A 12,538-nucleotide genomic window follows, 5' to 3' on the forward strand; every position below is an offset into this window, starting at 1 on the left:
ATTTGTCACAAAAAAGCGAACCCTGAGCCAAAGTGGCTGCAAGGATCGCTATTCGTACATATTTAGAGCTTACATTCAACCCATATACACACCTAATTACAGACACATGTTCATCATATTAACCATAACAGCGGCTGGCGAATAGCAATATTACGGCGGATCTCCATGTCGGTTGGATCGGGATCCAAACGGTCCCACAGCTGAATATATGCGGGCTCATGAAGCGCAAGTCCAGCGAACAAAAGCGATGAGACCTTGGCTGGCCAGCCTTCGAAGTGCTCAACATCTGGAGGATACGGCCAGGATGCCTTGTCATTCAGATACGGATATAAGTAGGCCAATCCTTTGCTGATCCCACGTCCGTCAGATAACTTAAAGGACCACAGGTTATCCTCCGGTGTCGAAAGAATGTGGCATAGGGTAACGAGGTTATCCAGCACAAAAATCGCATATCCATAAGGCTTCGTCCTGGCCAATTCGCGCGGAAAGCTCCCATCTGGCGCCATCTGATCGGGAAGCAGCGATTCCTTAAACCTTTGTCTGCAAAAGCCCAGCACTTCTTCATTGTGGGTAAACCATGCGAAAGCCGCTGCCTGTACAAACCAGCAAACCGCGTGATTATTATCTGCATTCATTTCCTGAATCCCGTTCTCGTGTGTGGTCATCCAGGCCAAATAATCCGCGAACCACTGTTTCAAACCTTCGTAGATGGATTCCGTCATTGCGGGTGCTGCTTTCAATACTTCGATCACAGGCGGAATATCGATGATATGCAAGGTATCAATAATCCCCACTCCTCGACCTGAACAAATCCCGGGAATTGCCTGTGCATACAAGAGATTCGGGTTCATACGTGTAGCTTCATCGAGAAAAAATTCCTTAAGAAATTGAACGGCCTTCGCTGCGTAAGCTTCGTTACCCGTCACCGCGTAGGCTGCAGCCAAATTGGCAGTATGGGTTCTCATCTGACGCAGTAACAACCGATGCGCATCAAAATTATCCGGGTTGCTCTCTCCGTCACGTCGTATGTAAGGGAGCCCATTCGCAGTCTCAGGGTTTGGCCACCAATAGTCGCCATTCGAATAATAATCATGAACGCTGCCCTCACTCTTCTCGGCAACAGCAGCTGTAAGATGAATCGGGTCAGCCTGTAAAGATTGATCGGCATGCCGCGTAATCCATCCAAGATCAAACAGGGATAGTCGCTCACTGCGGGTGGCAGCCGAAGCACTTAACTTATTTATCATCATGCATTTGTTCACTCCTTAGTAATTAAATAAGATGAGCTAGCACAGCATCCATCCGACCTCGGTGCTATTGGGATGATGTTTCACAATCGATCATCACATGAATCGTATCGCCCTTATGCTCATTGCGCAGCTTGAAAGCCTCCGCTATATTTTCCAGCTTCACGACATGCGTGATCATTTCCTCCGTATTAACCAATCCATCCAGCACTAACTGAAGGCCTCTGTCAAAATAATTACGGTTATCGATATCCCGCTTAGGCTCGGTCGAAAGGATGTCCAACCGCTTCTTGTGAACCTTGAAAAAGTCGACCGGCTTGTGGCACGTACCGATACAGCCATACATCACGATACGTCCGTTCTGACCTGCTGCGTTAATAGCGTCCACCATCCCATCTCCCTCCAGCAGACAAGGAATCACAACATCAAAACCATCAGGGAAATCTTTGCCGACAATATCCATTGTATTCGTATCCGGCGAAGGAATTCGGTACGTGTGAGTCGCCCCATACTTGCGCGCCAGTGCCAGCTTTTCGTCAAACAGATCTGTTACGACCAAATTGCGAGGACTGTATAAGCTGATGATTTGTGTCATTACCAAGCCGCTGACGCCTTGACCGGTGATCAATACGTTTTTATGCGGTGATATATCCCCAAGCTCTGCTGCGTGAATGATGCCTGGCAGCACTTCAATTAAAGAGCCTTCGATTAAAGGCAGCTCTTTGGGCAGCGATTTTACCGAAAATGGCGTGCAGCATACATATTCTGCAAAAGCACCCCAAATATAGCGCAGCGCTACATGGTCACCAACCTTGAGACCGATTACATTTGGGCCTACCTTATCAATTACGCCTGCAACCTCATGACCAAGACGAGTTGGATACGATATAAATTCAGGCTCACGGGCTCCGCGGAACACCTCCACATCGCTGCCGCAAATCCCGACCCACTTCACTTTAACCCTGACTTCACCCTCTGCAGGCTCCGGGATCAACGCTCTCTTTAGCGTAATATTGCCGATCTCTTCCACAACAGCACACAGCTGTGTACCCTCGCCTTCATAATCGACCAGCTTCATCGGTGGAACCGTCATTTTTCTAACCATCTGCCCATTCTCCTTTTGTCTTGCAGATTCACCTCTACTTCTCTTATAAATTATAGAGCAGTCCACTCAGATCGAATATGGCAGATCCTCAGCAGTTTTATAACAATCCTCACTTTTGCAAAAAAAACCTTCCGTCTCAGACGGAAGGACCGATGATTAGTGTTCAACTCGCCAAATATTTTCAAAATTCTGCTCCAGAACAATATCCTTACCTACCTCATTCAACAAGGACCTGCGATATTGTGAGGGTGAAAGTCCTACGCGTTGTTTGATCATTTTACTGAAATAAGGCAGCGACCAGCCGACCCTCTCGGCGATTTCGGTTATCGGCAGCGCTGTGAATTCCAAATATTCGGTAGCTTTCTCCAAACGAATTTCCTGTAAATATTGGATCGGGGTGAGACCTGTTTTGACACTGAAAATCCGTATTAAATAATTCGGATTATAGCCAAAACGCCGGGATAGCTGATCAAGCGTTATTTTCTCGGCAAGGTTTAATCGCAAATAAGCGGCTATTGGTTCATCATCATCTATATTCGCCAGCACTGTGGAATCAAGAGGTTGCGCCGTGGCATTCCCCAATAATAGTGATACCAATGTGCTTTTAAAACCAGCTTCGATCCGCAGCGGCAGTACCGAATCCGGATATTTGAGTCGCTGCAGCGACATTTTGTACCATTGTTTGATCTCTGACAAATGAGTTCCCTGGCATAAGCAGCAGGCTTGTACATTCATTAAGGCATCTAGAATAGCCTGGTCCAGCAGCCTGAATTTAAAGTCGAGAGTAACGGTCTCATCCGTGAATTGAAAGCTGTGCGAAACGCCCCGCCTGAACAAAAAAGCCGAACCCTCCTTGATCACGCTGCTTTCAGCACCTGATTGGACAACTCCCGCTCCCGAAAGTACAATAAACAACTGTTCATAATCCGCATGCTGATGAGCATCCACCCGACTGCCCTCGGCGTAATCAATCCGTGCCGTCCACAGCAGCTGCAGCTGAGAATCTCTTAAACTAATCATTCTACGCGTTCCTCCTATAGCAATCGAAGTTCAAAGGGGATCGCAATCAGTTGGTTAGCTCGGGTCTCCTATCGGACATAGGTACTTCCTGTTTAGCCGTACAATACTTACAGCGAACAGCCTTTTCGGGAATTTCCGATAAGCATTCAGGGCAATCCTTTGTCTGCTTTTTCGGTGCGGGCTGATTCTCCTGCTTTTTGCGAAGACGGTTTAACTGCTTCACAGCTATAAAAATCACTGCTGCCACGATCAGAAAATCAAGTGCATTGTTGATGAAAAGTCCATAATTTAAAGTAGGCGCACTCGCTTCCTTCGCCTTGGCCAAGTTATCATAATGAGTACCATTCAAGCTGATAAACAATTCGCTAAAGTTTACTCTGCCAAGCAAAAGTCCTATAGGTGGCATGACAATATCGTTCACAATGGAAGTGACTACCTTGCCAAAAGCACCCCCAATAATAACCCCGATCGCCAGTTCAATCATATTCCCTTTTAGTGCAAATTCTTTAAATTCTTTAATAATTTTGGATGCCATTCACGTATTCCTCATTCCACGACATTTTTCTTTATCATAACTGATTTTTCGCGGAAGGTCGAGCAATCTCTGATTGAGGCGACCCTTCAGAGAGACTCAGGATGTATATGTTCACAGCCGCATAAACAATAAACTCCTAAACCACTTATTCTGTGATTTAGGAGTTTATTTACATATAATGGTTAATTATTCGCTTTTTATTTGTAAGAACTTAAGCTTTTCTTTTCGATACGGCAAGAATCAATGCGACAAGTCCTAGCACCAGTGCTGCGATGGATACATACAGCGGTGCTTGTGAAGCACCCGCAGTTGGACTTGCAGCAGCTGGAGCCGCTGTGCTATTCGCGGCAGGAGCTGCCGTCGTATTACCATGACTATCTGCAGCCGCTCCGGACGGCTTGGCACTAACCTTGGTGATCGAAGCCGGTTTGTCAGCACCTTCAGCGCCTATCCATTCAACAACGGTACCGTTTTTGTAGGTTTGATAGGCTTTCCATACGATTTGGGTCGCATTGTCGGCTATCTTACCCTGCATATAAAATTCACTGAATTCCGTAGGAGACAATCCATCTCCTGTTGCCGTCCAGGTTACGCCTGTAATTTTGCCGGATGCATCCTTGGCCAAATCATACTTCCAGCCAGGCTTTGGCTCAAATCGAGAGATCGACACCGCATCTACCGAAAATTTGACTTCAATCTTGGTGGTTGGCGATTCTTTATCCTCGGAAGGTACCCGCACGGCAAACTTTTCGTAACTGCCCTGTACGGCTGTAGGTGGTTGTACGGTTACATGAGCGCTCGCAACCCCGCCTCCCAACATTGAGATTAACAGTCCGGTTAATAACATGACATTCCATTTTTTCATCATTCGTTTCGTCCCCTCAGGCATCATTTGTCTTAGTATCAATGTAATCTATCTAAGATATCCTGGGTATGACTCAACTGGGCTATTTGTTATCATTATTTTGGCTAAAATGTGTCAATCCGTGCCTGATCGCATACGCCGTAAGCTGTACACGGTTGTCCAGCTCCAGCTTGGCCAATATATTTTTGATATGATTTTTGACTGTATTTTCAGTGATGATGAGCTGCTCGGCGATTTGCTTATTGCTCTGCCCACTTGATACGCAGGACAAGATCTCTACTTCCCGAGGAGAAAGGCCGCTTGGCTTAGACAAGGATTCCGCCTGTCTGGAGGAGGAACGAAACAATTGAAATAACCGATCCGCCATCCCGCGTGAAATTTCACTATTGTCATCCAACAGCCCCTTCAAATAAACCATCCATTCATCCGGGTCCATATTTTTTAATAGATAGCCCTGTGCCCCATTCTGGATGGCCGTGAATAGATCTGCAACATCATCGGAAACGGACAGCATCACAATTCGCGTATGCGGATACAGCTGTTTGATTTTACGGGTTGCTTCCAAACCGCTCATTACGGGCATTCGAATATCCATCAGAACAAGGTCAGGCTGATGCTTACTGCACATTTCGATGGCTTGTTCACCGTCCAATGCCTCGGCTACAATCTCAAAGCCAGCTTCCTGCTCCAACAGCAGACGAATCGCTTTACGCGCCAACGGATGATCGTCCGCAATCATTACACGATAGTTCATTCAACTTTACCCCCACGTCTTCGAGGCCCGGTGACACACAGCTCCGTTCCTCCCTGCTCCAACTTCCTTACGCTCAATTCCGCGTTTAGCTCTCCAGCGTGCTTACGCATGAGGCTAATCCCATAACGATTCTGTTCCTGCTGCAGATTGTCCGTATCGTCGTAATTTTGATTGATTCCGATCCCATTGTCTCGAATCTCCAGCTTCCAGCCTTGCTCGCGGCCCGTCATTCGCAAATCGATCACCACATGATCAGCCTGTGAATGCTTGCGAATATTCGTAAACGCTTCGCGGATGATCGCAAACAGCTGCACTTCCGCGGATGGGGGCACACTTTGCTCCTGTATATCGACATGCTGCTCCACGGGGATACCACTCAGCGCACTCCATTCTTCAAGCCACGTACTCAAACGCTGACTGAAGGTAGCCCCCTCCTCTGGTGCCGTACGAAGATTGTAAATAGCCTGACGCAAATGCTGATCGATTTCCGTGACGGCTGATCGTGCTTCCTGAATATTGCCTTGTTTAAGCTGTACGTTCAGAAAAAACAATATTTGCGCAATATTGTCATGCAATTCTTCCGCAAGCCGCTCACGCTCCTCATAAACAGCCCGCCGCGATTGCTCTGCAGCCAGACGCTCATTGGTGCGGTCAATACGGTGAAACATCCACGTGGCGAACAGATAGGATAGCAGCAGCGTCAGGAAAGTAATATATAAGTTGCCTGCTTCCATCGATAATTCGGACAATAAAAAATCATGACGAATATATTCAAAGCTGCCGATAATTAACGGTGGCACCATAATCGCCAATAGCTTTAGCTTGCCAAAGGACATCACATTCAACTCACTTTTTTAGCTTTTATCTCCATATAAGGTATTACGTATGTATGCTCCATCTTCAACGTAAGCCTCTACCGCTTTTGCCTTAATTTGCACACGCGTGAGCTCGATGACTTCATCGATCCCTTTCAGTTTTTGCTCGAACTGCTCCATTTGAACCTGATAAGATGATAGTAACGCTTGTACACCTGGTCGCTCCGAGCATTCCTTGCTGATGACGACATCCCGCCCTACGCTCAGGCCTTGAGTTCTTGCTGCCAAATTGACCGTCCGACCAAAATAATCAAGTAGCTGGTTGGAGTTCACGACGATTGCCGGGCCTTGATATAAGCCCATCTTGATGATAATCGGTGTTTCCGAAGGGTGCTTCCTGTTAAATTCGTCCACATGTGTCTGAACATCCAGTGCCGTCTTGACGGCATTCTCCGGATACTCGAACACAGCCATCACTGCATCACCAATCGTTTTTACGAGCGTTCCCTTGTTTTCATTGATCCAGCTTATCAGAAAATCAAAATGATCTCTAACCTGTCCATAAGCATGCGCATCCCCGACCTGCTCGTAAAATGCCGTTGAGCCCAGCAGGTCGCTGAACAAGATCGTTACATTTTCAATCCCGACCTGCTGACCAGGAGCTAAAACCTCTGATGAAAACATACTGCGGAATTCGTGCATGGTCGTCACCTTGGACGCCGTTACCGTCGTGTCCTCCCAATCAGCCTTTTCCAACGCAACGATCACATTTTGGCTGCTGCGGTTTACAAGCTTTATTGGAGTACCTGGTAGCGGCTGCTCTATGGTCGGAATCGCCCAACCATGTTCGTCATATAGAAGCTCCATCTGCAGCCGCGATTGAACAGATCCATCATCAGTACGAGCAGCAGCCACTTGACGGCTAGCCAGATCGGCTGGATGCTCCCTCCAACTTTCATGAGACTCTGTATAGGCAATGTTGTTCTGCTTCACTTGTGATATCACTTGCTGACGAACCATCGAGACCATTTGATTCGAGCGTAAAACCCGCAGTTTTAACAGCTCAGGTACCTCAGGAAAAGCGAACACGGCTTCCTCACCAGCAGCTATTTCCAGCTGTACATGAATATGAGGCGTAATCGACGGACCGCCAACGCAAAATATTTGTTTGTACGCACGACGCAGGTTAGGATGTACGGAAAAGCACAGCTCCACATATTTGTCAAAATTAACCTCGTAATTGATTCCACAAAAATCGCAATGATATTGAGGCTTGAGTCCTGACATTGTTTCTGCACCAGCTTTGGATACTCGGCAATTCGGACAGATCAGGTGCCAGCTTAGATTGGTAATGCCAAGCTTCGTCGCGTAAAGAAACATGCGCAGCAGCGCGTCCCGCTCCATATCCCAGCTCTTCGCCAGCTCGAAGGGACGCATATCTATCACCTGATCGTCTCCACTAATCAACAAATGCTCCCGAAGGCGCTCACTCATACCGGAATCCCCTGATATCTTCTGAAGCTCAGTGAGCAGACGATCAAGCTCTTCCGTATTTACCTTATAGCTTGCAGCTTGCTGGGGCAGCAAATGGTCCTTTTCGTGCTCCTTTAACTGCAAGTAGGTTTGTAAATATTTTAATGTTTTGCGCATCGAGCTGACTCCCACAATCGGTATAGCTGCAAGTCCAAGCACATTCGCAGGTGTAAATTCAGCAAACAGCTTAACCTTGGTGGCCCTGGAGCCATCAGGCAGCACAGTATCCGCATCCTCCAGCTCAATACCGCCCCAAAAACGCTTTAGCGGCCCGCCGCGATATTCGCGAACTACATCGTAACGAACATGTTTCACCCATTGAAATGGGTGCTCCTTCCAGCGCATGGGGACAACCCCTGCTACCTTGGCAGACAGCTCCTGAAAAAAATCGGTATTGTGAAAATGAAAAGAGGTAGAACGAATCGGAAAAAGTCCAATGACCCGATTTAAATGTTCTGTGTTGCTCAGCAGCTCCCACACTTTGTCTCGTGATAAAGCATATTCTTGTTCGTATACGTGTCTTTGGGCAGGCAGTGGCATCTTGTTTCCCTCCGTCAATCGCGCTCTTTCCATTATACACCATACAACAGTCTGGAACTAAGCTTCATCATTTCAATTTCATACGGTATAACGCAACAAAATGAACTTCAGACTACAATAACATTTATTGTCTATTCTTTCCTCACACTGCTGATGAATTCCGTCCATGGATTGCTCACCCTAATTGTACGAGCTGCTGTTTCCACATGTCCATTCGACCAAACCGCCCTGAATTGAAATGTATATTCCTGATCAGGTAAGCTTTCAAAATCACTCCGATACATTTGTGCTGTCCAATCGGTTAAATTAGTAGATGTCAGCACGCTTTGCAATTCTGTATAGGTCATGGACGCATGAACCTGCGATGCCTTTTCATTCGTCTTGGCTTCCAGCACAAAAGCCTCTCCTGACCAAAACACCTCCACCGGCCGAGGACGTTCATCCTCTCCTGATTTTAATCGGTTGTAGGCTTTGCGATTCAGGTCCCATTGCGTGGTATGACGAACAAATCCTTCCACGGTCAAATCGCCCACTTGCACAATTTTGGTCACCGTATCGGAAGCACCATAAGGGTCTGTTGCTGTCAGCGTCACCACATAATCGCCGGGATGATAATCCGTAACAGCGGCTGGAATCAATGCATTCGTCGTGACTTGGATAGAATGGTAATCAGGTCCCTCGATCTGCCATTGAAAAGTGAGCAGGTCCCCATCAGGATCGGTCGATTGGTTGATCAGTGTAATGGTATCCCCTTCAAAAGCTGGCTTAGGCGTCCAATCGAAATCTGCGTGTGGCGGCCGATTGATCATCATCCATGTTTGCGGTGACCAATTCGATTCAGCCCCATATTGATCCCACACCTTGACTCTAACCCGCATCTTTTGCCCGGTTGGCAGATCAACGGGAACTGTCATTCTCCCGGTTGTTGAGGTCGTATTCTGCCACGTTTTCCCCGAATCGTAAATCATCACATCATTGGCCTCGTTTGTTATCTGGATCTCATACCAATACAGGACGTACCCGATATCCGGATCGGTTTGATACCAGGTTAGCTCGGGCCGCAGCGTATTCACGATGTTTGGAGCAGCTTGCGTTCCGTAAGGGAAGGTCATATAGGCAGATGGTGGACTGTTCGTTGACATCCAGCCGATGTTACTCCAATCGGACCACGATTCTCCATCGCTGATTTGCACCTGGACAGAATATTTTTGTCCCATCGATAGTTGGGCTTCCATCGTCCATGCCCAGCTTGTTAAGGGCGTACTCATATCGCGATTCGTGACGCACTCTACCGGATTATTCGAAACATCGTACACACATAAATTGAATGTAGAAAATATCGTGTTCGGATCGATATCAGCCTGATTCCAAGTCAAGGTAGGCTGCAGCGAAACGTGTGAAGGATCGGCGTAGGTTCCATTCGGGAAAGTTAGCCATACCGTCGGTGGATGATTCGGAGTTACCGGCTGATCGATTTGGATGGTCTGAACGTACCAATCCGACCAAGCTTTATTTTCGTCTCGAACAGCCATAGCAACGGTGTATTCCCCACCCTCTAAGGGTCTGACAAGCTTGCTATCTTTTTTCACTCCAGATGGGGTGATATAGTAAAACTTTTTGGCATAAATCCCGTTGTTGGCTGCAAAGTCTGGCTGACAATTGCCGTGTGCATAGCAGCGGTCTGGATCAAAACTCAGGTCCGTCCAGCCTACCGTTCCATCCGGTTCAATATGCAGGGTAAATGGTGCTTCAGGTATACGATGAACAATTAAATATTGCTCGTAATCCTCCGAATATTTGCGATATGAATTAAAAGCGGCATTGTCGGGCCTTGGATTGTCCGGTACCCGATATTTGAGCTTATATAGCCCAACCTTATCGAACTGTGGAACGGGATTGAGAACGGTTTGACCATGCATCGAAGATAAGCCGAAATCCGCATCATAAGGTGCCCATGTGTACTCTAGGAATCGTTTAGGATCTACGTGGTCAATGTACCACTGTGTTCCTGGTGCATACATTGCATCCCTTTCCGGATCGTCAAAGGTAGTTTCATACGTAATGGGTGTATTGACGATAGCAGCGCCTGGTGTATCGTAGCTCTGATCCGACTCTGACCACATATAACTAATGCCTTTAAATTCGGTATTATCGGCTGTTGAATACGGACCAAGCGTACCAGATGTAAACGTGTTATCCACCGCATCGATGATGAGTCCATTTTTTTCATAGACCTTAATATGTGTGCCTGTAATTTTAATTTTGAAAGCTACCTGTTGTTCATTCGCCAAGTAATGGCTCGCGGGTTGAGAAATTGCGGTTTTCCTGCCGTTTACGATACGAAACAGCTGTACATTGTCCTTATATACTTCGACTCTATACATATTTTGGTGATTTTGAATTCGGAATCCCATACCCGCATGATAATTGGGCCCGTCCAGCTTGGCAAACTTCATTGTCCATGAAATCGTACCGTTGAGCACCTGTTGAGACGAAGGATTGAACAGTTGGCCGAATGTAATAGGTTCGTTGCTGTATGGGGATTGTCCAGTGCTTGGCTTGTAGCCGTAGGATATCGAATATTCGACTCCAGCTTTAGTCGTGGAACCTCCAATATACCTTGTGCTGCTAGTAGGTAGTCGAGGTTGTGGATTAATTTCAACCCCGGAAACAAGGTCAATCGTCTTGCCAGTAATCCGGTGTGTTCCATAGCCGTTCTTATAGGTTGTATAATCTTTGTAACCATCAGAGGTACTTGTGCCTTCCGACCATTCGAAGAAATCTGCAGGTTTTGTTGTCGTTACTGCACTTGTACTCAGATTTTCGTAGTAGTAATTACAACCAGCATTTGTCTCATAATCAGAAGGCCAACAATAGGATAAACCAACATATTTTTGATCAGCTGATACTCCTCCTCCGATAAATCCATTGATATAATCATGAGCTACAATTTGTTTAACAATAGAAGGAAATCCAGTTTCAGCATCCCATTTTATTAAATGTGGCTTATTGTTAATTCTCATTAAAGTATAATAGTTGCCTTTCGGATCTCCAGCAGGTGCCCAATACCCGATATCCTCGTCATCAACACTTCGCTTAGTCCCACTGGCAAAGGACGTTCCTAAGATAGCATCATAGCCGTCAGGTAGATACGCCATATAGCCATTCATAGGCAAGTTAGATGGAATTGATCTGGGCTCAGCAGGAATATTGTCAAATGATTCCGTCTTATAAGGAGCCGCCATATTGTCGGGCTTAAACGATTTTATTGTCCTGGTAGTAAGATTAATTTCCTTGAAATCTGAATTAAACCGCATACGGGCATAGCGACCAAGCTCATCCCCATTACTAAATGTTCCTCGTGCGCCCATATAAGATGGTCTACCTGCATTGGTTTCTACCAAAAAACTTCCAGATGCCGATGCCGATGCTCTTAATGCAAGCAGATCATCAATACGGTACCTCCACCAATATTCATTATATTGATACATATCCCCAACTATATGCCTTGGTCCAGTTGTAGTTCTGAACATAATTTCTCCTAAATCTTTGCGTACATACATCGATGGAGGGCTACCATTAAGCGCAAATGGGCTCAGTGGTATTGGATCGTGCGTATCTCCTAGTAGATAATGTTTACCATAATTTGTATCTGTAGATGTCCTGCTACTCACATATTCACCTTGACCCAAATAATATTCAGGCATGACACCGTACGGTAATTTAATCTCCTTTGGATCAAGACCCATATTTTCGGCTCCTATAGGCAAAGAGAATTTACTATGCTCTCCATTGCCCATCCTAGCGCTTATTAATCGACCATCAGCAGATGCATACCACCCATTGTTGATCCATGACTTATCTAAGCTGGTATTCGTCCAGTTCATAAAATCGGACGCCGGGAAAGGAGTTACATTGATAGGCATGGGCTCTGTGGCAATACCTGTAGCTGTAAAGGTGGCAACCGGATTGTCATTGTTCACCTCTACCGGAAAATTCTTCGTTGCACTATCTCCAATCGCCTCAATAGGTAATGAATCTATAAAAATTGAGAAGAATACAAGAACGATCATGATGCTGTTTATCCATTTGTTTGTGCATATTCGAGTCAATAATGCCCCTCC

Annotated in this window: 9 protein-coding genes; all 9 read right to left on the reverse strand. The window is 46.3% G+C overall.

The genetic code is table 11. The features are described 5' to 3' along the window. Positions 1-113: 113 nt before the first annotated feature. Positions 114-1,250 (reverse strand): alginate lyase family protein, encoded by a 1,137-nt coding sequence (locus OB236_RS16545; protein WP_262684971.1) that lies wholly within the window; start codon positions 1,248-1,250, stop codon positions 114-116. 64 nt (positions 1,251-1,314) lie between these two features. Continuing rightward, the gene (locus tag OB236_RS16550; protein WP_076236873.1) at positions 1,315-2,352 is read right to left on the reverse strand and encodes a zinc-dependent alcohol dehydrogenase; all 1,038 of its coding nucleotides are present in this window, start codon (positions 2,350-2,352) and stop codon (positions 1,315-1,317) included. Positions 2,353-2,508: 156 nt separating this feature from the next. Then, a complete protein-coding gene (locus OB236_RS16555) occupies positions 2,509-3,372 on the reverse strand; it encodes an AraC family transcriptional regulator (protein WP_262684972.1) in 864 nt (287 codons plus the stop codon). A gap of 46 nt (positions 3,373-3,418) precedes the next feature. Further along, positions 3,419-3,895, reverse strand: a complete 477-nt coding sequence (mscL, locus tag OB236_RS16560; protein WP_262684999.1) for a large-conductance mechanosensitive channel protein MscL — start codon at positions 3,893-3,895, stop codon at positions 3,419-3,421. Between the two features lie 223 nt (positions 3,896-4,118). Next, a complete protein-coding gene (locus tag OB236_RS16565) occupies positions 4,119-4,772 on the reverse strand; it encodes a YcnI family copper-binding membrane protein (protein ID WP_262685000.1) in 654 nt (217 codons plus the stop codon). 82 nt (positions 4,773-4,854) lie between these two features. Beyond that, entirely contained in the window at positions 4,855-5,526 is a 672-nt protein-coding gene (locus OB236_RS16570) for a response regulator (RefSeq protein ID WP_262684973.1), read from the reverse strand. Then, complete coding sequence (locus tag OB236_RS16575; protein WP_262684974.1) at positions 5,523-6,362, reverse strand: sensor histidine kinase; 840 nt, start codon at positions 6,360-6,362, stop codon at positions 5,523-5,525. Before OB236_RS16575 ends, OB236_RS16570 begins: the two co-directional genes overlap by 4 nt. An 18-nt stretch (positions 6,363-6,380) precedes the next feature. Continuing rightward, positions 6,381-8,414: an adenylate/guanylate cyclase domain-containing protein gene (locus OB236_RS16580; protein WP_262684975.1), complete on the reverse strand. Its 2,034-nt coding sequence runs from the start codon at positions 8,412-8,414 to the stop codon at positions 6,381-6,383. 131 nt (positions 8,415-8,545) lie between these two features. Further along, positions 8,546-12,526, reverse strand: coding sequence for a DUF5011 domain-containing protein (locus OB236_RS16585; protein ID WP_262684976.1), 3,981 nt, complete (start codon positions 12,524-12,526; stop codon positions 8,546-8,548). Positions 12,527-12,538: the final 12 nt, after the last annotated feature.

This window comes from Paenibacillus baimaensis, assembly GCF_025567575.1.